The organism is Paracidovorax wautersii, assembly GCF_900113035.1.
Classification (GTDB): Bacteria; Pseudomonadota; Gammaproteobacteria; order Burkholderiales; family Burkholderiaceae_C; genus Paracidovorax; species Paracidovorax wautersii.
Map to the genome: position 1 here is coordinate 77,857 of NZ_FONX01000012.1, position 19,881 is coordinate 97,737.

At 69.7% G+C, this 19,881-nt stretch carries 18 protein-coding genes; 6 read left to right on the forward strand and 12 right to left on the reverse strand.

Annotated elements, in window-relative coordinates; all coding sequences use genetic code 11:
- Window positions 1–4: 4 nt before the first annotated feature.
- A complete protein-coding gene (gene xylB, locus BM070_RS16720) occupies window positions 5–1,462 on the forward strand; it encodes a xylulokinase (protein ID WP_092940476.1) in 1,458 nt (485 codons plus the stop codon).
- Between the two features lie 120 nt (window positions 1,463–1,582).
- On the opposite strand, the gene groL is transcribed toward xylB, so the two are convergent.
- Window positions 1,583–3,232 carry a chaperonin GroEL gene (gene groL, locus BM070_RS16725; RefSeq protein ID WP_092940477.1) on the reverse strand — a complete coding sequence of 550 codons (1,650 nt, stop codon included), beginning with the start codon at window positions 3,230–3,232 and terminating at the stop codon, window positions 1,583–1,585.
- 101 nt (window positions 3,233–3,333) lie between these two features.
- A complete protein-coding gene (locus BM070_RS16730) occupies window positions 3,334–3,624 on the reverse strand; it encodes a co-chaperone GroES (RefSeq protein ID WP_056660833.1) in 291 nt (96 codons plus the stop codon).
- Window positions 3,625–4,224: 600 nt separating this feature from the next.
- Between BM070_RS16730 and BM070_RS16735 the strand changes: the two genes are divergently transcribed.
- Both BM070_RS16735 and BM070_RS16740 read left to right on the forward strand, forming a co-directional pair.
- Entirely contained in the window at window positions 4,225–5,706 is a 1,482-nt protein-coding gene (locus BM070_RS16735; RefSeq protein WP_092940478.1) for a SulP family inorganic anion transporter, read from the forward strand.
- A 149-nt stretch (window positions 5,707–5,855) separates the two neighbouring features.
- Window positions 5,856–6,947, forward strand: coding sequence for a peptidoglycan-binding protein (locus BM070_RS16740; protein ID WP_092940479.1), 1,092 nt, complete (start codon window positions 5,856–5,858; stop codon window positions 6,945–6,947).
- Window positions 6,948–7,048: 101 nt separating this feature from the next.
- On the opposite strand, the gene BM070_RS16745 is transcribed toward BM070_RS16740, so the two are convergent.
- The 5 genes from BM070_RS16745 to BM070_RS16765 form a co-directional block, all read right to left on the reverse strand.
- On the reverse strand, window positions 7,049–8,065 hold the full coding sequence (locus tag BM070_RS16745; RefSeq protein ID WP_092940480.1) for a Bug family tripartite tricarboxylate transporter substrate binding protein: 1,017 nt from the start codon (window positions 8,063–8,065) through the stop codon (window positions 7,049–7,051).
- Window positions 8,066–8,232: 167 nt separating this feature from the next.
- The gene (locus BM070_RS16750) at window positions 8,233–9,276 is read right to left on the reverse strand and encodes a bifunctional nicotinamide-nucleotide adenylyltransferase/Nudix hydroxylase (protein ID WP_092940481.1); all 1,044 of its coding nucleotides are present in this window, start codon (window positions 9,274–9,276) and stop codon (window positions 8,233–8,235) included.
- A 156-nt stretch (window positions 9,277–9,432) separates the two neighbouring features.
- The gene (locus BM070_RS16755; RefSeq protein WP_092940482.1) at window positions 9,433–11,136 is read right to left on the reverse strand and encodes an NAD+ synthase; all 1,704 of its coding nucleotides are present in this window, start codon (window positions 11,134–11,136) and stop codon (window positions 9,433–9,435) included.
- 23 nt (window positions 11,137–11,159) lie between these two features.
- Window positions 11,160–12,383 (reverse strand): nicotinate phosphoribosyltransferase, encoded by a 1,224-nt coding sequence (gene pncB / locus BM070_RS16760; protein WP_092940483.1) that lies wholly within the window; start codon window positions 12,381–12,383, stop codon window positions 11,160–11,162.
- 57 nt (window positions 12,384–12,440) lie between these two features.
- Window positions 12,441–13,298: a cysteine hydrolase family protein gene (locus BM070_RS16765; RefSeq protein WP_092940484.1), complete on the reverse strand. Its 858-nt coding sequence runs from the start codon at window positions 13,296–13,298 to the stop codon at window positions 12,441–12,443.
- Window positions 13,299–13,505: 207 nt separating this feature from the next.
- Here BM070_RS16765 and BM070_RS16770 point away from each other — a divergent pair, with 207 nt between their 5' ends.
- Window positions 13,506–14,189 carry an NUDIX hydrolase gene (locus BM070_RS16770; RefSeq protein WP_092940485.1) on the forward strand — a complete coding sequence of 228 codons (684 nt, stop codon included), beginning with the start codon at window positions 13,506–13,508 and terminating at the stop codon, window positions 14,187–14,189.
- Between the two features lie 8 nt (window positions 14,190–14,197).
- On the opposite strand, the gene BM070_RS16775 is transcribed toward BM070_RS16770, so the two are convergent.
- The 5 genes from BM070_RS16775 to metK form a co-directional block, all read right to left on the reverse strand.
- Complete coding sequence (locus BM070_RS16775) at window positions 14,198–14,674, reverse strand: hemerythrin domain-containing protein (RefSeq protein ID WP_092940486.1); 477 nt, start codon at window positions 14,672–14,674, stop codon at window positions 14,198–14,200.
- A gap of 10 nt (window positions 14,675–14,684) precedes the next feature.
- The gene (locus BM070_RS16780) at window positions 14,685–14,870 is read right to left on the reverse strand and encodes a DUF1328 domain-containing protein (protein ID WP_092940487.1); all 186 of its coding nucleotides are present in this window, start codon (window positions 14,868–14,870) and stop codon (window positions 14,685–14,687) included.
- Between the two features lie 152 nt (window positions 14,871–15,022).
- Window positions 15,023–15,649: a LysE family translocator gene (locus tag BM070_RS16785; RefSeq protein ID WP_092940488.1), complete on the reverse strand. Its 627-nt coding sequence runs from the start codon at window positions 15,647–15,649 to the stop codon at window positions 15,023–15,025.
- Window positions 15,650–15,814: 165 nt separating this feature from the next.
- Entirely contained in the window at window positions 15,815–16,636 is an 822-nt protein-coding gene (locus tag BM070_RS16790) for an AraC family transcriptional regulator (RefSeq protein WP_092940489.1), read from the reverse strand.
- 135 nt (window positions 16,637–16,771) lie between these two features.
- Complete coding sequence (gene metK, locus BM070_RS16795; RefSeq protein WP_092940490.1) at window positions 16,772–17,953, reverse strand: methionine adenosyltransferase; 1,182 nt, start codon at window positions 17,951–17,953, stop codon at window positions 16,772–16,774.
- 133 nt (window positions 17,954–18,086) lie between these two features.
- On the opposite strand from metK, the gene BM070_RS16800 reads away from it, so the two are divergent.
- Together BM070_RS16800 and BM070_RS16805 are read left to right on the forward strand one after the other, a co-directional pair.
- Entirely contained in the window at window positions 18,087–18,977 is an 891-nt protein-coding gene (locus BM070_RS16800; RefSeq protein WP_092940491.1) for a lysophospholipid acyltransferase family protein, read from the forward strand.
- Complete coding sequence (locus BM070_RS16805; RefSeq protein ID WP_092940492.1) at window positions 18,974–19,843, forward strand: lysophospholipid acyltransferase family protein; 870 nt, start codon at window positions 18,974–18,976, stop codon at window positions 19,841–19,843. Before BM070_RS16800 ends, BM070_RS16805 begins: the two co-directional genes overlap by 4 nt.
- Window positions 19,844–19,881 lie beyond the last annotated feature (38 nt).

Consider the following 19,881-nt stretch of genomic DNA (forward strand, 5'->3'; position numbering starts at 1 on the left):
ACGCGTGTACCTGGGCATCGATCTCGGAACCTCCGAACTCAAGGCGCTGCTGCTGGCGCCCGACCACCGCATCGTGGGCGTGGCGCGGGCGCCGCTCACCGTGCAGCGCCCGCAGCCGCTGTGGTCGGAGCAATCGCCAGCGCAGTGGTGGGACGCGCTGGAGGCCGTGATGCAGTCGCTGCGCAGCGCGCATCCGGCCGAGCTGGCGGCGGTGCGCGCCATCGGCCTGTCGGGCCAGATGCATGGCGCCACCTTGCTGGACGCGGCCGGCGCCGTGCTGCGCCCGGCCATCCTGTGGAACGACGGGCGCAGCGCCGCGCAGTGCGAGGCCCTGGCCCGCGCCGTGCCGGGCCTGGGCGAGATCAGCGGTAACCTGGCCATGCCCGGCTTCACCGCGCCCAAGCTCCTCTGGGTGCGCGAGCACGAGCCCGAGATCTTCGCCCGCACGGCCCGCGTGCTGCTGCCCAAGGACTGGCTGCGCTTCATGCTCAGCGGCGAGGCCGTGAGCGAGATGTCGGACGCGGCGGGCACGCTCTGGCTCGACGTGGGTGCGCGCGACTGGTCCGATGCGCTGTTGGCGGCCACCGGCCTCACCCGCGCGCACATGCCGCGCCTGGTCGAAGGCAGCGAGCCCTCGGCGCGCCTCCTGCCCGAGCTCGCCAAGCGCTGGGGCCTGGGCGAGCAGGTGGTGATCGCCGGCGGGGCCGGCGACAACGCGGCCAGCGCCGTCGGCATGGGGCTGGTCGAGCCGGGGCAGGGCTTCGTCTCGCTCGGCACTTCGGGCGTGGTGTTCGTCTCCACCGACCGCTTCCTGCCCAACCAGGCGCAGGCCATGCATTCCTTCTGCCATGCGCTGCCCGGGCGCTGGCATCAGATGTCGGTGATGCTGTCGGCAGCGAGCGCCGTGCAGTGGGCCGGCAAGACCTTCGGCTTCGCCAATGAGGCCGCGCTGCTGGAGGCCGCGGCCACCGTCACCCAGCGCGGGCGCTGCCCGCTGTTCCTGCCCTATCTCTCGGGCGAGCGTTCGCCGCACAACCATGCGGGCGCGCAGGGCGTGCTGTTCGGCCTGACGCATGCGCACGGGCCGGCCGAGATCGCCTATGCGGTCGTCGAGGGCGTGAGCTTCGGCCTGCGCGATGGCTTGGATACCCTGCGCCTGCCCGCCGGCATGCCGCTGCGCGAAATGGCATTGGTCGGCGGCGGCGCACGCAGCGCCTGGTGGGGTCAGCTGCTGGCCGACATCCTGCAGGTGCCGCTCACGCTCTACGAGGGCAGCGAAACGGGCGGAGCCCTGGGCGCGGCGCGGCTGGCCTGGCTGGCCGATGGCGGCCCCGTGGCGGAGGTCTGCGCGCTGCCGCAGCCGCGCCAGCGCTTCGATCCCGCCGCTGCGGATGCGGCAGGCCATGCGGCGCGGCATGCGCGCTTCCAGGCCCTCTACCGGGCCCTGCGCGAGCAGTTCTGACGAGATTCCGGCGCCCCGCGGCGCCCGTCCCGGAAGAGGCCACGAGCCCACCGGGACGCCCATGAAAAAAGGGCCGCTTGCGCGGCCCTTTCGTCGTGGTGAGCGAGGCTCAGCCGGGCATTACATGCCCATGCCGCCCATGCCACCCATGCCGCCCATGTCGGGCATGCCGCCGGCAGGAGCGTCGTCCTTCGGTGCTTCGGCGACCATGGCTTCGGTCGTCAGCAGCAGCGAGGCCACGGAAGCGGCGTTCTGCAGAGCGGTGCGGGTGACCTTCGTGGGGTCCAGGATGCCCAGCTCGAGCATGTCGCCGTAGGTGTCGTTGGCAGCGTTGAAGCCGAAGTTGCCGGAGCCTTCCAGCACCTTGTTCACGACCACCGAGGGCTCGCCGCCGGCGTTGTAGACGATCTCGCGCAGGGGCGCTTCGACGGCCTTGAGCACCAGCTTGATACCGGCTTCCTGGTCGACGTTGTCACCCTTGACCTTGTCGCCCACGGCTTGCTTGGCGCGCAGCAGAGCCACGCCGCCACCGGCCACGATGCCTTCTTCCACGGCAGCGCGGGTAGCGTGCAGGGCGTCTTCCACGCGGGCCTTCTTTTCCTTCATCTCGACTTCGGTGGCAGCACCGACCTTGATGACGGCCACGCCGCCGGCCAGCTTGGCCACGCGCTCTTGCAGCTTTTCGCGGTCGTAGTCGCTGGTGGCTTCTTCGATCTGGATGCGGATCTGCTTGACGCGGGCTTCGATGTCACCAGCAGCGCCGGCGCCGTCGATGATGATCGTGTTTTCCTTGCCCACTTCGATGGTCTTGGCTTGGCCCAGGTCGGCCAGCGTGACCTTCTCGAGCGTCAGGCCCACTTCTTCAGCGATGACCTTGCCGCCCGTCAGGATGGCGATGTCTTCCAGCATGGCCTTGCGGCGGTCGCCGAAGCCAGGAGCCTTGACGGCCACGACCTTCAGGATGCCGCGGATGGTGTTGACCACCAGCGTTGCCAGGGCTTCGCCTTCGACTTCTTCGGCGATGATCAGCAGCGGACGGCCAGCCTTGGCGACTTGCTCCAGCGTGGGCAGCAGGTCACGGATGTTGCTGATCTTCTTGTCGAACAGCAGCACGAAGGGGTTGTCCAGAATCGCGGCTTGCTTTTCGGGGTTGTTGATGAAGTAGGGCGACAGGTAGCCGCGGTCGAACTGCATGCCTTCCACGACGTCCAGCTCGTTGTCCAGGCTCTTGCCGTCTTCGACGGTGATCACGCCTTCCTTGCCGACCTTGTCCATCGCGTCGGCAATGATCTTGCCCACGGATTCGTCGGAGTTGGCGGAGATCGAACCCACCTGGGCGATTTCCTTGGAGGTGGTCGTGGCCTTGGAAGCCTTCTTCAGCTCTTCCACCAGGGCGACGACAGCCTTGTCGATGCCGCGCTTCAGGTCCATCGGGTTCAGGCCGGCGGCCACGTACTTGGAGCCTTCGCGCACGATGGCCTGGGCCAGCACGGTGGCGGTGGTCGTGCCGTCACCAGCGATGTCGTTGGTCTTGGAGGCCACTTCCTTCACGAGCTGGGCGCCCATGTTCTGCAGCTTGTCCTTGAGTTCGATTTCCTTGGCCACGGACACGCCGTCCTTGGTCACGGTGGGGGCGCCGAAGGAGCGCTCGAGCACCACGTTGCGGCCCTTGGGGCCCAGGGTGACCTTGACCGCGTTGGCCAGAACGTTCACGCCTTCAACCATGCGGGCGCGGGCTTCGCCGCCGAAAACTACGTCTTTTGCTGCCATGTTTGGCTCCTACAAAAATTTGGATCAAATCAGCTGCCAGCGCTTGTGAATCAAGGGCGAGCAGCTATGGAAATGTGAGTGTCTGGCGCGAGGGAGAAGAATTACTTCTCGACCACTGCAAACAGATCGTCTTCCTTCATCACGAGCAGCTCGTCGCCGTGGACCTTGACGGTCTGGCCCGAGTACTTGCCGAACAGAACGCGGTCGCCGACCTTCACGTTCAGGGCGACGACTTCGCCCTTGTCGTTCTTCTTGCCGGGGCCGACGGCCAGGACTTCGCCTTGATCGGGCTTTTCGGCAGCGTTGTCGGGGATCACGATGCCGGAGGCGGTCGTGGTTTCGCTTTCAATGCGCTTGACGATCACGCGATCGTGCAGGGGGCGAAGATTCATTTGCATCTCTCCTGGTTCAAAAAAGGACTGCGGTCTCAACAAGAGGACACCGGCTCGGGGCCGGCGCCCGGGATGGCAGCCGGAGCGTGTTGTTAGCACTCACCGGCATCGAGTGCTAATGATACGGGCATTCGTCCTATTTTCAAGATGGGGTGCGACGGATGGGTGACGTTTGCTGGCCGTGCCAGTCGTAGAGCGCCGCTTTGCCTCCATGGGGACCGGCGTGGCGGTCGCTTGCCGGCAAGGCCGCCCGGGCGAGGGCGCAGCCCCCTGCCGCATCAGGGTCACCGGCGGCCCTGGAGCCGCGCCCGCACATCACGGTATCTAGAATCACGGCATGGCAGGCATCCAGCACATCGTCGAATTTCCGGTGCAATACCGGAGCGCCGCCATGCCTCGCGGCCATTTCCATTCCGTCACCCCGCCCTGACGCGTGCCGCTTTCGGCGGCTGTCCCCGGCCTTGCGCCACCTCTTTGTAGTCCGCAGCCCTTCCCGCAGGGGCTGAGTGGCCACTCCCGTTTCTTTCCTTGTCCGCACTGGGCCGCGACCTGCCCGGTGCGCGCGTTGTCGCCCCGCAGTTGCCGGGGCGGGGTATCTCCATGTCTCTTCAAACTCTCCGAACCGACTGGTTCTCCAATGTCCGGGGCGATCTGCTCGCCGGCATCGTCGTGGCGCTCGCGCTCATTCCCGAGGCCATCGCCTTTTCGATCATCGCGGGGGTGGACCCGCAAGTGGGGCTTTACGCCTCGTTCGCCATCGCCACTCTCAGCGCCTTCGTGGGCGGGCGCCCGGGGATGATCTCCGCTGCCACGGGCGCCATGGCGCTGGTCATCGTCACGCTGGTGAAGCAGCACGGGCTCGACTATCTGCTGGCGGCCACCATCCTTGCGGGCGTGTTGCAGATCGTGGCCGGCTGGCTGCGGCTCGGGCAGCTGATGCAGTTCGTCTCCCGCTCGGTGGTGACGGGCTTCGTCAACGCGCTGGCGATCCTGATCTTCCTGGCCCAGCTGCCCGAGCTGACCCATGTGAGCTGGCACGTCTATGCCATGACGGCGGCGGGCCTGGCCATCATCTACGGCCTGCCGCAGCTCACGCGGGCGGTGCCCTCGCCGCTGGTGGCCATCGTGGTGCTGACGGCCGTGTCCATCGCCCTGGGCCTGGAGATCCGCACCGTGGGCGACATGGGCCAGCTGCCCGACAGCCTGCCCCGCGTCCTGCTGCCGCAGGTGCCGCTGACGTGGGACACGCTGCGGATCATCCTGCCCTATTCGGCCACGCTGTGCGTGGTGGGCCTGCTGGAATCGCTGATGACGGCCACCATCGTGGACGACATGACCGACACCACCAGCAGCAAGGACCGCGAGTGCGTGGGCCAGGGCGTCTCGAACATCGCGGCCGGGTTCGTCGGCGGCATGGCGGGGTGCGCCATGATCGGCCAGTCCGTCATCAACGTGAAGTCGGGCGGACGCGGGCGGCTCTCCACGCTGGCGGCGGGCGTCGTGCTGCTCATCCTCGTGGTGTTCCTGGGCGCGTGGGTGCGCCGGATTCCCATGGCGGCCCTGGTGGCCGTGATGATCATGGTGTCCATCGGCACCTTCAACTGGCGCTCGGTCGTCGATCTGGCCGTCCATCCCCGCACCTCCAGCGTGGTGATGCTGGCCACGGTCGTCGTCACGGTGGCCACCCACGATCTGGCCCAGGGCGTGCTCGCGGGCGTGCTGCTCTCGGGGGTGTTCTTCGCGCACAAGGTGCGGCGCATCCTCGACGTCACCTCGTTGCAGTCGCCCGATGGCCGGCAGCGGACCTATGTCGTCACGGGGCAGGTGTTCTTCGCATCGGCGGAACGGTTCGTCGGCCGGTTCGACTTCCAGGAAAAGCCCGAGCGCGTGCGCATCGACGTGAGCCAGACCCGTTTCTGGGATCTCACCTCGGTGGAGGCGCTGGACCGCGTGGTGCTCAAGCTGCGCCGCGGCGGTGCCCAGGTGGATGTGGGGGGGCTGGACCAGTCGAGCGCCCAGCTCGTGGAACGCTTCGGCGTGCATCACGACCCGGCGGCCGTGGGGCGCCCGGTCGGGCACTGACGGCGGCTTGCATTGCGGCCCAGGCGGCCGATGGCACATGAGGGCGTTCATGAAGTGTTACAGCACCCCCCCTCAGGTAGGGTTGTGGCGGCCCGGGGGGGCCGGCTAACGTCCAGCGGCTTTCACCATTCCACCTGCCGCAACACGCCATGACGCTCCGATTCCAATCCGCCTCCTCTCCCGCCGCATCGTCAGCCCCGGCGCTGCGCACCCGGCTGACCTTCGTGGCCGCTGCCTGCGCTGCCGCCGCGCTGCTGTCGGGCTGCGAAACCACCAACATGCGCATGGGCAGCGCCGATGCCAAGACCGTCGCCACCGGCGCGGCCGGCGGCGCCAGTGCCTCGGGGGAGAACTCCGAGCTGCAGAAGTGCTCCGCGCCGATGGGCACGGTGTCGCTGGTCGAGAACCAGGACGCCGGCTGGTACACCATCCTGCGCAACGAATACAAGCTGCCGCCCACCGCCAACCTGCTGCGCCTGATGATCCAGCAGTCCAACTGCTTCGTCGTGGTCGAGCGCAGCGCGACCGGCATGCGCGCGATGGACCGCGAGCGCCAGCTCATGGGTTCGGGCGAGATGCGCGGCGGCAGCAACTACGGTCGGGGCCAGGTGGTGGCGTCCGACTACGGTCTGTCGCCCGAAGTGGTCTTCTCCAACGGCGATGCCGGCGGCATCGGCGGCGCCCTGAGCGGCCTGCTGGGCAGCCGCGGCTCCGCGCTGGCGCAACTGAGCGGCAGCCTGAAGACGCGCGAGGCCAGCGCCATGCTGACCCTGGTGGACAACCGCTCCGGCGTGCAGGTGTCGGCCTCCGAAGGCAGCGCGTCCAAGAGCGACTTCGCTGGCCTGGGCAAGCTGATCGGTAATTCCGCAGGCGGCAGCCTGGGCGGCTACCAGAACACCCCGGAAGGCAAGGTCATCGCCGCCGCCTTCATGGATGCCTACAACCAGATGGTCGTGTCCCTGCGCAACTACAAGGCGCAGAGCGTTCAAGGACAGGGCCTGGGCGGCGGCGGCCGCCTGACGGTGGACGGCTCGGCCGCTCCTTCGCAGACCCGCGCTGGTGCGTCCATGTCGATGCGTGAGGCGCAGGACCGCCTGGGCAGCCTGGGCTACAACGTCGGCACGCCCGACGGCTCGGCCGGCCCGCGCACCACCAGGGCGCTGCGCGAATTCCAGAAGGACAAGGGCATTCCCGTCACCGGCCGCCTGGACACGGCGACGCAGGACGCACTCTCGCGTTGAGCGAGCGCACACAAGGCCTGCGGGATGCCGCAGGCCGTATCTGACAAAAAAAGACCCGGCCCCGCGGCCGGGTCTTTTTCCATGGGGCGTGCGGCCTGGCTTCAGCCGGCCTTGATGCCGTTGCGCCGCGCGATGTCGCCCCAGAGCTGGTAGCTGTCCCGCGTCAGCGCGGCGAGGCGCTCGGGCCCGCCGCCGCCCACCAGATCGCCGTTCTTGGTGATGGGGCCGGCCACGGCCGGATCGGCCAGCGCCGTGGCCAGGGCGGCGTTGGTGCGGCGTGCGATGTCGGCAGGCAGCCGGGGCGGGCCCCAGAGGCCCACGAAGACGGTCACGTCGAAATGCTTGAGGCCCAGTTCCTGCGCCGTGGGCACCTGCGGCAAGGCGGGCAGCCGCGTGGCGCCGGTCACCAGAATGGGCCGCAGCTTGCCGCTCTGGATGAAGGGCAGCAGCAGCGAGGCCGCGTCGATCAGGCAGGGAACCTGGTTGCCCACCAGGTCCTGGATGGCGGGTGCGCTGCCCTTGTAGGGGATCTGCGTCATGGCCGGCAGGCCGGCGCGTTCGCGCAGGTATTCCATGGCCAGGTGCGTGTTGCCGCCGCTGCCCGCCGAGGCATAGCTGAAGCCGCCGGAGGCCGCGCCCTGCCGGACCCAGGCGGCGAAGCCCGCCAGATCCTTCGCGGGCGAGGAAGGGTGGACGCACAGCACCAGCTGCGATTCGAGGATCAGCCCGATGGGCGTGAAGTCGTTCGGGTTGGGCGACGGCGAGTCGTAGGTGTGCGGGTTGATCGTGAGGCTGGTGTTGGCCACCAGCAGGCGGTAGCCGTCGGGCGCGGCGCGGTGGACCTCGGCGGCCGCGATGTTGCCCGAGGCGCCGGGCTTGTTCTCGACCGTGAAGGGCTGGCCCAGCGACTGGGCCAGGCTGCGGCTGATGGCGCGCGCGCCCACGTCGGTCAGGCCGCCGGGCGGGTAGCCGACGACCAGCGAGACGGGCCTGGCGGGCCAGGCGCCGGCGCTGCCCTGCGCAAGGGCGGCCAGCGGCGCGAGCAGGCCGGAGGCCGTGGTGGCTGCGGCCGTGCCGAGCAGGGCGCGGCGGGTGGTGGATGCTGATCGGTGGTGCATGTCTCTCGTCTCCTCCTTGTTGTGGGCCCGGCATCCGGTGGGGTCCGGGTGCGGCGCAGTGTAGGAAGACGAGCGATAACGATCCAATCACTTTTGAGGGCTGAACGATGCCAATGGAGGCATTGGCGTAAACCCGCGATGCAGGTGCTTCGGGCGCTTCAGGTGTTTCAGGCGCTCTGGCCCGTGATGTCCAGGAAGTGGTCGAGCATGTGGAAGTGGTCCTCGAAGAAGGCGTCCTCCAGCCCGGCCAGGCGCTCGATGGGCATCCACAGCACTTCGGCCGCGTCGTCGTCGGCACGCACGGCGGGAAAGGCGTCGGCGCCCAGGTCGAAGTAGTGCGCGTGGGTGATGGTGCGGCCGCGCTGGCTGCGGTCGGGGTGGTCGAACACGGTGGCCTCGCGCAGCGCGGCGCGCATGCGCTCTTCGGGCAGGGCGCAGTGGGTTTCTTCCTGCAGCTCGCGCAGGCACGATTGCCAGACGGTCTCACGCTGTTCGAGGAAGCCGCCGGGCACGGCCAGCTGGCCCTTGCCGGGCGCGTGGGCGCGGCGGATGAGCAGCACCTGGTCCTGGCAGCGCAGCACGGCATCGACGGTGACGAAGACGGGCGGGTAGGGCGCCGCGGCCCAGGCGGCGCGGTAGTCGCGCAGCATGCGCCATTCCTGCTGCAGCGCGGCGTAGGCGGGATCTGCGGCGAAGCGCTGCAGGAAGTCCAGCGTGCTCGCAGGCATCTGCCCGGCCAGCGGCTGCAGCGCCCGGGGCACGTCCTGCGCATCGGCGGCGCCGAAGTAGGCATCGCGGATGGCGGTGGCGTCGATGCTGCCCTGGCGCTCGGCGGCGATCAGCTGCCAGCCGGGAAAAGCGCGCAGGTAGCTGCTGCTGGCGTCCTTGAAATGGCCCACCAGGCCGATGCGCGCGCCGGGCGCGGTGTGCTGCGCCACGGCCTGCCGCACGGCGGCGACCCAGCGCGCCTCGTTGTAGTGGTCGCGCACCGGCAGCACGGTGACGCGGGCGCGTTCGGCGGCGGGCAGGGCGTCCAGCAGCATGGCCTGGCGCTCGGTCCAGGCGAAGGGGTTCTTGGGCGAGCGCGCCTGCCAGGCCGATCCCATGATGACGATGGCCTGCGGGGCGCTTTCCAGTGCCTGCCGCAGCAGCGCCAGGTGGCCGTGGTGGACGGGCTCGAAACGGCCGATGAGGATGGCGGTGTCGTACATGCGCGAAGGGGGAGGCGGTTGCCCACGGGGCCCAGGCGGTCGGGCCGGTGCGGGAGGGGTGGATCTGTCTCTACAAAAAAGTGAGCGGCATGCGCTGGCGGAACAAGCGCTGCGGGGCATTTTGACGCAAATGAACGCCGTCGCCGGGGCTCGCGCTCAGCGGTACACGGCGGCGATCGGCATCTGCCGCCCGTTGCCGAAGGCCTTGGCGCGCACGCGCAGGATGGGCGGGGCCTGGCGGCGCTTGTATTCGCTGCGCGCCACCAGCAGCCGCACGCGCTGCACCAGGGCCCGGCCGGCTTCGTCCTGCTCCAGCCGCTGCACGAAGGCGCGGGCGGCGGCGTGCTCGTCCTGCGCCAGGCCCTCGCCCTCGATCAGCAGCTTGAGGATCTCGTCGAGCACCGGGTAGGGCGGCAGGCTGTCCACGTCGCGCTGGCCGGGGGCGAGTTCGGCCGAGGGCTCCTTGTCGATGATGGCCTGCGGGATCAGCTCGCGCCCGGCCTGCGCGTTCACATGGCGCGCGAGGGCGAACACCTCGGTCTTGTAGAGGTCGCCGATCAGGCCCAGGCCGCCGTTGGTGTCGCCGTAGAGCGTGCAGTAGCCGACCGAGATCTCCGACTTGTTGCCGGTGGTGAGCAGCAGGTGGCCGAAGGCGTTGGAATATTCCATCAGCGTGGTGCCGCGGATGCGCGCCTGCAGGTTCTCCAGCGGCAGGCCGGCCAGGGGCTGGGCGAACGAGGCCTCGAACTGCCGGGCGTAGCCCGCCACCAGCTCGGCGATGGGATGGGTGTGCAGCGCCACGCCGAGGTTGCGGCACAACTGCACCGAATCATCGACCGAGCCGCTGCTGGAAAAGCGCGAGGGCATGGTGATGCCCACCACGTTCTCCGGCCCCAGCGCCTGGGCGGCCAGCGCCAGCGTGAGCGCGCTGTCGATGCCGCCGGAGCTGCCCACCACGGCCTGCGTGAAGCCGCAGCGCCGCGCGTAGTCGGCCAGGCCCAGCACGATCTGCTGGCGGTAGAACTCCATCGTGGGCAGGCCCTGCTGCGGCACGGGCGCGGGGGCGGTGCCGTCGCCCAGGCTGAAGCGGCCATCGGCCGAGAGCTGCAGCGTGCAGATGTCTTCGGCGAAGCGCCTGGCCTCGAACACCACGCCGCCCGCGGGCTCGGCGGCGAAAGACGCGCCGTCATAGACGATCTGGTCCTGCCCGCCCACCTGGTTCACATAGACGATGGGCAGCCCGTGCCGGCGTGCCGCGCCGCCGAAGACCTGGTGGCGTTGCTCCCGTTTGCCGATGTGGCTGGGGCTGGCGTTGATGCTCACGACCACGTCGGGCGCGGCGTCGGCCATGCGCAGCAGCGGGTTGTGGGCGTAGTCGGCCTGGGCGTCGTTCCAGCCGTCCTCGCAGATCAGGAAGCCGACCTGCGCGCCGGCGATGCGCAGCACCTTGGCGACGTCCGGGCCTGGCTCGAAGTGGCGGCGCTCATCGAAGATGTTGTAGGTGGGCAGCAGCTGCTTGGCGTAGTGCAGCCGCACCTCGCCGGCCTGCAGCACCAGCAGCGCGTTGTGCAGGCGCTTGCCCGGCCCCTGCGTGCGCGTGGGCGCGCCCACCACCCAGTGCAGCGAGGGCAGGGCGGCCGAGGCGGTGCGCAGCGCGGCCAGGCCCGCGTCGATGCGGGCGAGGAAAGCCGGCTCGTCCAGCATGTCGCCGGGGTAGTAGCCGCACAGCGAGAGTTCGGGAAAGACGACGAGGTCGGCACGCTCCTGCGCCGCCTGCCGTGCGGCGGCCTCCATGCGCTGCACGTTGCCTTCGATGTCGCCGACGGTGGGATTGAGCTGGGCCAGGGTGATGCGGAGCATGGCGGTGTCCTTTGTGGCGGGATTCAGCGGAACTGCAGGGCCTGCGCGGGCGGGGCGATGCCGAACACCTGGCGCAGGTAGGCCAGGAAGGTCTCGTCGTCGCACAGCGTCTTGCCCGGGCTGTCGGAGAGCTTGGCCACCGGCTGGCCGTTGGCGCGCGTGATCTTCATCACGATGTGCAGCGGCTGCAGCTGCGGCGCATCGCCCATGTCGTTGGTCAGCTGCGTGCCGATGCCGAAGCCCAGCTGCACGCGGTCGCCGAAGTGGCGGTAGAGGGCGATGGCGCGGTCCACGTCCAGCCCGTCGGAGAACACCAGCCGCTTGGCGTGGGCGTCGATGCGCAGGCGCGCGTAGTGGCCCAGCGCCTTCTCGCCCCAGACGATGGGGTCGCCCGAGTCGTGCCGCAGCCCGTCGAAGAGCTTGGCGAAGTAGAGGTCGAAGTCGGCGAGGAAGGCGTCCATGCCCACCGTGTCGGTCAGCGCGATGCCCAGGTCGCCGCGGTATTCCTGCACCCAGTCTTCCAGCGCGGCCTGCTGGAAGTCGCGCAGCCGCACGCCGAGCGACTGGTAGGTCTGCAGGTATTCGTGCGCCATGGTGCCGATGGGCACGAGGTTCAGGTCGCGCGCCAGCAGCACGCTGCTGGTGCCCTTGAACCACTGCGGCGCCTCCTGCGCCAGGGTCTGCACCACCTCGCGCTGCCAGGGGCCGCTGAAGCGCCGCCGCAGGCCGAAGTCGAACATCTCGAAGGGGTGGCGGCAGGGCGCCTCGCCTGCCAGCCGGCGCAGGCGTTCCAGCTTGGCCGCGAGCCGGGCGCGGCCCTGCGACAGGGCGCCGGCCTGGTCCACGCGGCGGAAATACAGCTCGTTGACGATAGCCAGCACGAAGATCTCGAAGCCCATCACATGCACCTGCGGGCCGCGCGCGACGATGCGCAGGTGCTCGCCCTCGGCCCGCGCCTCGATGAAGCCGCGCTGGAACTGGAAGAGCCGCAGGAAGTCGATGAAGTCGCTCTGCAGGAAGCGCAGCCCGCCCAGGTAGTCCAGATCGGCGGCGGTGAAGCGCAGCGCGCAGAGCTCGTCGAGCGCGGCGTTCACCTCGTCCACCAGCTCGGCGAGCGGATAGGCCGGCCGGTTGCGGCACACGAAGCGGTACTCGGCCTGCGTCTGCGGGTGGCGGTGCAGCAGCGCCTGCCACATGGTGAACTTGTAGAGGTCGGTGTCGAGCAGGCTGGTGATCACGGGGCGCATGGCGCAGGTCTCCGGTTGCTTCTGTTGTGATAGCGGGGTGCGCAGGCGGGGCAAGGGCTAGAGACGGATCTGGCTCGAATCGGCCAGCTGCGCACCCTGGGTGCGCATCGCCTCCAGGAAGGCGCCGTGCTGCGCCTCGAAGCCTGCCACCGGGCTCATGCAGTCCGTCAGCAGCACGATGCGCGCGGCGGTCCAGCCCGGCTGCAGGCGGGGCAGGTGCTGCACGATGTGTTCGGTGGTGGCGCGCACGCAGTGGCTGCTGGCCTCGCCGCCGATCAGCAGCAGGTCGGCCTCTCCCAGGCGCTGCAGCAGGCGCGTGTCCAGCGCCGTGGCGGGGTCGGCCGGGTCCGGCACCTCGGCCTGCAGGGCGCTGTAGTGCTCCGTCCAGGGGTTCATGCCCTTGAACACATGCTGCACGGCGCGCTGGCGGGCGGCCTGCCACGCGCCGCAGGCGGCCAGCACGTCGGCATGCAGGCCATGGCCCCAGCTGCCGATCTCGCAGTGCACGGGCCACACCATCAGGGTGTAGCGGCCCTGCGCTTCCAGGGCATCCAGGTAGGCCAGCACGCGGGGGAGCGCTGCGGCATCGGCCGGGGCGAACTGCCCGCCGCGCACCTGCTGCGCGGTGATGGGCGTGAACGGCGCGACCGCGCCGCCGTCGCCCCTGCGCCAGAAGCCGGGGTGGGCCGCGTCGTAGCGCTGGTGCGAATCGAGCGTGACCGTCACCGCGTCGATGCGCTGCGCGTTCGCCTGCAGGAAGGCCGCGAGCCGCTGCATGTCGGCATGCGCGCCGGCCACGGGCAACGAAGGCGCCACCGCCCGCCCGGTGGGCGCATGGCCCGGCTGCCAGTCTGCGGGCAGGTCGCAGAAATCGTTCTGCGGATCGATGGCCAGAAGATGGACGGTGCGGGTCATGGCGGGCCTCCTGTTTTGCGATGGCTGCAGTGTAGATTGGTTAGTTCATTAGTGCAACTAAGTGGCTGGGATGCTTGGCGAAAAGATGTTGCAGAGCGTAGGAGCCGAGGGAATAGGCCGCTTCTGCGCGGTGCGGTGGTACGCTCCTTCGTCCATCGATGATCGAAACCCGTTTCCCCAGCCTCCCCTTTGCCTACCCCGCCAGCCATGCCCGCCGCTCTGCCGCCGCCCATCCTCTGCACCGTCGATGTCGTGCTGCTGACCCTGCGGGCCGGTGCGCTGCACGTGCTGCTGGTGCGGCGCGACAAGGCGCCCTTCGCCGGTGCGTGGGCGCTGCCGGGCGGCTACATCCATGCGCAGGAAGACAGCGACGCCCAGGCCAGCGCCGCGCGCGTGCTGCGGGACAAGGCCGGGCTGCAGAGCCCGTATCTGGAGCAGCTCGCCACCTTCTCAGGCATTGCGCGGGACCCGCGGGGCTGGTCCGTCGCCGTGGCCTATTGCGCGCTGGTGCCCGAGCACCTGCTGCCGGCCGATGCGCTGGCGAGCGGCGCAGCCCTGGTGGGCGTGGACGAGCTGCCGGCGCTGCCCTTCGACCACGGCCAGATCGTGCAGGTGGCGCTGGAGCGGGTGCGCAGCAAGAGCCAGTATTCGTCGTTGCCGGTGTACCTGTGCAGCGAGCAGTTCACGCTGCCGCAGCTGCAGGCCGTCTATGAATCGGTGCTCGGCGAGCCGCTCAACAAGGTGAGCTTTCGCCGCAAGATGGACGAGCTGGGCATGCTGGAGCCGGTGCCCGGCGCGCTGCACAGCGGCGGCGCGCACCGGCCGGCGCAGCTCTACCGGCTGCGGCCGGAATTCCGGCGGCACCTGTCGCTCTCGGCGCGGGGGCTGTAAGAACGTGTTCAGGCCGTGGCGGCCTCGCCCTTGGCCTCGTCGTAGGTCTGCAGGTAGTCCCGTGCCAGGCTGCGCTTCTGCCCTTCTGTCAGCAGCTTGCCGGCGACCTGGAAGAAGCGGTGCTCTTCCTCCTTGAGATGGTGCAGCACCTTGTCGCCCAGCTTGCTGGCGATGGCCAGCCATGCGGGGCTGGACGGATCGGCGGCTTCCAGATCTTCCACCAGTTCGTCGAGCGCATGGTGCTCGGCGATGGCGTGGCGCGAGAGGTCGATGCCCCCGTCGTGCTCCATCAGCAGCCGGTAGAAATGGCGGTCTTCGGCCAGCTCGTGCGCGGCCAGCTCACGCTTGAGCTGCCCGAAAAGCGCCTGCCGCTCGGGCGTGTCGCCATGCGTTTCTCGCACCTGGCGGACCAGATTGCGCTGGATCTCATGGCTTTCGCGCAGCGCCTCGAAGATGTTGGTGGCCGCAGCGCCTGGCGTGCTCATGCCGCGGGCCTTACTTCAGCACCTTGCGGGCGGCGCCGACGCCGATCACGGCCAGCACCACGAATACGATCGCCAGCACCAGGAACAGGACGAACAGCACCTTGGCGATACCTGCGGCACCGGCTGCCACGCCCGTGAAGCCCAGCGCGCCGGCCACGAGGGAGATGAGGGCGAAGATGATGGCGTACTTGAGCATGATGGGTTCCTCCTGAATGGAATGGGGCGGCACGGACAGCCTGTGCCGGTGGACCAACGATAGGCGCGCGGGCTCGATGCTGCCGTCGGCGCACGCGGGGAGCGCGCGTAGGAGCGGAGCCACGCCGCAGGGGCGCTTGCTCGCTCACTTCATCAACGCACCGCATGCACGGCGATGCCCGCGGCGATCGCCAGCAGCACGTCCCCGGTGCCGCGCTCGATCCAGCGCAGGCGCCGTGCGAACCGCCGCACCACCGCGGGATGGCCCGCCGCTGCCGCCACCAGCAGATCCCAGCCCAGCACGGCGCTCACCATCCATGCACCGTACAGCGCCTGCACGCCGCGCGGGACGCCGGCCAGCAGCGTGAACAGGCTGGCGTAGAACAGCGCGTTCTTCGGGTTCAGCAGGCCGCTGGCCAGCCCCATGCGCATGGCCCGCGCCCAGCCCGGGGCCGGCGCCGCTGCCGCGGCCGGCGCGGCGCCATCGAGTGCGATCGGCGTGCCCGGAGAGCGCAGCAGGCACCAGCCCAGCCAGGCCAGGTAGCCGCAGCCACCCCACTGCAGCGCTGCATAGGCGGTAGTGCCCGGCCGCACGGCGGCCACGCCTGTCCAGGCGAGGGCGATGAAGAGCCCGTTGGCGAGCGCCACGCCCGTGCACACGCCGGCCGCGCGCCGCCAGCCGTATAGCAGGGCAGTGCGCACGATGAGGAAGAAGTCCGGCCCGGGGCTGAGCAGGGCGAGAAAGTGGGCGCCGGCCACGAGGAGAAAGGTGTCGAGCAAAGCAGTGCCTGGAACGTTGCGCGCAGCCGGGTGCCGCGCTGCGTGCAGTCTGGCGGGGGGCGTTCGGCCTGTATTGGAAAAAAAGGACACGCGCTGCGGCGGCCGGGGCAGCGCTCCAGGGTGGGCCCACGGCCAGCCACCTATCGAGGGCCGATCGCCCGTACGTCAGCGCCGGTAGTCGCCCGGCGTCGCCGCCACGTGCTGCCGGAAGGTGTGGTGGAAGTGGCTCTGGTCGTAGAAGCCCAGGCCGTGCGCGACGTCGGCAGGCGCATTCCCGGCGCGCAGCTGCGCCCTGGCGGCGTTCACGCGCAGGTCGAGCTGGTAGGCATGCGGCGTCAGCCCCGTGGCTGCCTTGAAGGCGCGCACCAGGGCGCGGGGCGAGAGGCCCACGGCCTGCGCGAGTGCGGGCAGCGGCCACGCGCGGGCGGGGTCGCCCTGCAGCAGCGCCTGCGCGCGGGCCACGGCTGTGGCGCCGCTGCTTTGCGGCTCCAGCAGCAACGCGTCGCCGCACCGCCAGGAGCCGCCGGTGACGAAGCGCGCCAGCGAGGCTGCCTTGTCCACGGCGGATGCGTCCGAGAAAAGCCGCTGGTTGAGGGCGTCGAACGCCTGGTAGGCGGCCGCATCGTGCAGCACGAGCGCGTGGCGCGGCCAGGGCGGAAATCCGGCCGCAGCGAGGGTGCGGTCCGCCCAGCCAGCGTCCAGGTGGAGCATCTGGTAGCTCCAGGCCGTGCCAGGAGCGGGGTTGCAGGCATGCGCGCAGCCGGCAGGCACGACGACCAGCGCGCTCGCCGCGAGGCGGATGCTCCGCCCCTGCGATGTGAAAACGCTCTGGCCCGCATCCACCACCCCGATGGACAGCGTGGTGTGCGTGTGCATGCGGTAGCAGGCGCGGCTGCGGACGGCCCGGCGGCTCTCGGCGAAGGGCAGTGCCGGGTCGTGCCAGAAGCCGGCGCGGGGAGCGGCTTGGGGGGAGTGAGCGTGCTGCATGGGGCTGGCCCTGAGGGGCTTGGCAGCTTAGCGCAGGGAGAGGAGGGCTTGTGGCTCCGGCACGGCCCTTCGTGCCTTCACATCGCTGCGCGATATGAACTTCGCCCCAAACCCCAAGGCTTGGCCTGCGGGGCCCTACAGCCCGGCCGCTGCGCGCAGCGCTTGGGCTTTGTCCGTCTTTTCCCAGGTGAACTCGGGTTCTTCGCGGCCGAAGTGGCCGTAGGCGGCGGTCTTTTCGTAGATCGGGCGCAGCAGGTCCAGCATCTGGATGATGCCCTTGGGGCGCAGGTCGAAGTGTTCCTGCACCAGCGCGGCGATCCTGTCGTCGGAGATCACGCCCGTGCCTTCGGTGTACACCGTCACGTTGATCGGGCGGGCCACGCCGATGGCGTAGCTCACCTGGATCTGGCACTGGCGCGCCAGGCCTGCGGCCACGATGTTCTTGGCCACGTAGCGTGCGGCGTAGGCGGCCGAGCGGTCCACCTTCGTTGGGTCCTTGCCGCTGAAGGCGCCGCCGCCGTGCGGGCAGGCACCGCCGTAGGTGTCCACGATGATCTTGCGGCCGGTGAGGCCGCAGTCGCCCTGCGGGCCGCCGATGACGAAGCGGCCGGTGGGGTTGATGAGGTACTTCGTGTCCTGCAGCCATTCCTTGGGCAGCACGGGCTTGATGATCTCCTCGATCACCGCCTCGACGAAGCTGGCCTTCATCTTGGTGGCCGTCTCGGACTGGTCGGGATGGTGCTGGGTGGAGAGCACCACGGTGTCGATGCTGTGGGGTTTGCCGTCCACGTAGCGCATCGTGACCTGGCTCTTGGCGTCGGGGCGCAGGAAGGGCAGGCGGCCGTCCTTGCGCAGCTGGGCCTGGCGTTCGACCAGGCGGTGCGCGTAGTAGATGGGCGCGGGCATCAGCTCGGGCGTCTCGTCGCAGGCGTAGCCGAACATCAGGCCCTGGTCGCCGGCGCCGGTGTTCAGGTGGTCGTCGCTGGCGCGGTCCACTCCCTGGGCGATGTCGTTGGACTGCTTGTCGTAGGCCACCAGCACGGCGCAGCCCTTGTAGTCGATGCCGTAGTCGGTGTTGTCGTAGCCGATGCGCTTGATGGTGTCGCGCGCCACCTGGATGTAATCGACGTGCGCGTTAGTGGTGATCTCGCCAGCCAGCACGACCAGGCCGGTGTTGGTCAGCGTTTCGGCTGCCACGCGGCTCAGGGGGTCTTGCGTGAAGATCGCGTCGAGGATGGCATCCGAGATCTGATCGGCCACCTTGTCGGGATGGCCCTCGGACACGGACTCGGATGTGAAGAGGAAATCGTTCGCCATTTGAATAAACTCCGGTACTTGCAGCTTTTTTGGGCGTTGGCCCTCAGCTCGGAAGCTTTGGCGAACGCTTTAGCAGATTTTTTTTACGTCGCCCTGCAAGTTGCTCATTTAAGTCAGCGACCGGGCCATTCTAGTGCCATCCTTGTTCCGTTCCCTCTTTCATGGTCTCGCGGCGCTGCCCCTGCGCTGGTCGCATGCGCTCGGCGCCGCCCTTGGCTGGGTGGTGTTCGCCTGCTCGCCCGCCTACCGCCGCCGCTTCATCGACAACGCCCGCCACGCCGGCTATGCCTTCGCCGATGTGGCCGCTGCCGTGGGCCACGCGGGCCGCATGGTGGCCGAGATGCCGCGCCTGTGGCTGCAGGCCGGATCGCCGCCGGTGCGGATGGTCAACGCCGAATGCGTGGAGCGCGCCTGGGAGCGCGGGCGCGGCATCGTCTTCCTCACGCCGCACCTGGGCTGCTTCGAGCTGTCGGTGCAGGCCGCGGCCGTGCGCTGGGGCGCCGAGCGCGGGCCGATCACCATCCTCTACCGCCCGGCGCGCCAGCCCTGGCTGGCCGAGATCATGCAGACGGCGCGCAACCGCCCCGGCATCAGCGCCGTGCCCACCACGCTGCAGGGCGTGCGCCAGATGATCAAGGCGCTGCGCCGCGGCGAAGCCGTGGGCCTGCTGCCCGACCAGGTGCCGCCGCAAGGCCAGGGCGTCTGGTCGCCTTTCTTCGGCCGCGAGGCCTACACCATGACCCTGGCCGCCCGGCTGGCGCAGCAGACCGGCGCCGCCGTGGTGCTGGCGCGCTGCGAGCGCGAGCCGCGCGGCCGTGGCTATGTTTTGCATCTGGAGGATTTGCTCGTGACCCTGGCCCCCGAACTCGACGCTGCCGTGCTGCAGATCAACCAGGCGATGGAGCACGTCATCCGCCAGTGCCCGCAGCAGTACCTCTGGGGCTATGCCCGCTACAAGCACCCGCGCGGCGAGGCTGCGGCCGGGCCGGCCGCGGTGGCCGCCGCCGCGGAGGCGGGCCGATGATGGCGCGTGCCGGCATCTGGCTCCTGGGCCTGCTGGGCCGCCTGCCGCTGCCCGTGCTGCGCGCCCTGGGCGCGTGGCTGGGGCGGATGCTGTTCGTGCTCGCCGTGCCGCGCCGCCGGGTGGCGCTGCGCAATCTGGCGCTGTGCTTTCCCGACGTGCCCGCCGCGCAGCGCCGCGCCTGGGCGCGCCAGTCGTTCGAGGTGTTCTGCCAGACCTTCCTGGACCGGGGCTGGCTCTGGGCCGGCTCCGAGGCGCTGGTGCGCAGCCGCGTGAAGCTCGTCGGCGCGCTGCACGAGCTGGAGGGCGACACGCCCACCATCGTCTTCGCGCCGCACTTCTACAGCATGGATGCGGGCGGCCTGGCGCTGCCGCTGAACACGCAGCGCGAGTTCACCTCCATCTTCGCCACGCACCCCGACCCGGTGCAGGACGCGTGGTTCATGGCCGGGCGCCAGCGCTTCGGCAACGTGCGCATGCTCAACCGCGCCGACGGGGTCAAGCCCATCATCTCGTGCCTGCGCAAGGGCGGGCTGCTCTACCTGCTGCCCGACATGGACTATGGCCCCACCGACTCGGTGTTCGTGCCCTTCTTCGCCGTGCCGCAGGTGGCGACCATTCCCTCGCTCTCGCGCTTCGCCCGCCTCGGCCGGGCCAAGGTCGTGGCCCTCTACAGCCGCATGACGCCCGAGGGCTACGTGGCCGAGCTGACGCCCGCGTGGGAGCACTTCCCCACCGACGACGCGGTGGCCGACACGGCCCGCATGAACCGCGAGCTGGAAGCAGCCATCATGACCATGCCCAGCCAGTACTACTGGGTGCATCGCCGCTTCAAGACGCGGCCCGAGGGCGAGCCCTCGGTGTATTGATCGAAATGCCCGGCAGCGCTTGATCTGCGTGGGTATGG

Excerpts from the sequence above, each read along its gene's own strand:
- BM070_RS16780 (WP_092940487.1), bottom strand. The coding sequence starts at position 14,870 with ATGCTCAAGTACGCCATCATCTTCGCCCTCATCTCCCTCGTGGCCGGC.
- BM070_RS16740 (WP_092940479.1), top strand. The coding sequence starts at position 5,856 with ATGACGCTCCGATTCCAATCCGCCTCCTCTCCCGCCGCATCGTCAGCC.
- BM070_RS16805 (WP_092940492.1), top strand. The coding sequence starts at position 18,974 with ATGATGGCGCGTGCCGGCATCTGGCTCCTGGGCCTGCTGGGCCGCCTG.
- BM070_RS16755 (WP_092940482.1), bottom strand. The coding sequence starts at position 11,136 with ATGCTCCGCATCACCCTGGCCCAGCTCAATCCCACCGTCGGCGACATC.
- BM070_RS16750 (WP_092940481.1), bottom strand. The coding sequence starts at position 9,276 with ATGTACGACACCGCCATCCTCATCGGCCGTTTCGAGCCCGTCCACCAC.
- BM070_RS16775 (WP_092940486.1), bottom strand. The coding sequence starts at position 14,674 with ATGAGCACGCCAGGCGCTGCGGCCACCAACATCTTCGAGGCGCTGCGC.
- BM070_RS16765 (WP_092940484.1), bottom strand. The coding sequence starts at position 13,298 with ATGACCCGCACCGTCCATCTTCTGGCCATCGATCCGCAGAACGATTTC.
- pncB (WP_092940483.1), bottom strand. The coding sequence starts at position 12,383 with ATGCGCCCCGTGATCACCAGCCTGCTCGACACCGACCTCTACAAGTTC.
- BM070_RS16770 (WP_092940485.1), top strand. The coding sequence starts at position 13,506 with ATGCCCGCCGCTCTGCCGCCGCCCATCCTCTGCACCGTCGATGTCGTG.
- metK (WP_092940490.1), bottom strand. The coding sequence starts at position 17,953 with ATGGCGAACGATTTCCTCTTCACATCCGAGTCCGTGTCCGAGGGCCAT.
- groL (WP_092940477.1), bottom strand. The coding sequence starts at position 3,232 with ATGGCAGCAAAAGACGTAGTTTTCGGCGGCGAAGCCCGCGCCCGCATG.
- BM070_RS16735 (WP_092940478.1), top strand. The coding sequence starts at position 4,225 with ATGTCTCTTCAAACTCTCCGAACCGACTGGTTCTCCAATGTCCGGGGC.
- BM070_RS16745 (WP_092940480.1), bottom strand. The coding sequence starts at position 8,065 with ATGCACCACCGATCAGCATCCACCACCCGCCGCGCCCTGCTCGGCACG.
- BM070_RS16730 (WP_056660833.1), bottom strand. The coding sequence starts at position 3,624 with ATGAATCTTCGCCCCCTGCACGATCGCGTGATCGTCAAGCGCATTGAA.
- BM070_RS16790 (WP_092940489.1), bottom strand. The coding sequence starts at position 16,636 with ATGCAGCACGCTCACTCCCCCCAAGCCGCTCCCCGCGCCGGCTTCTGG.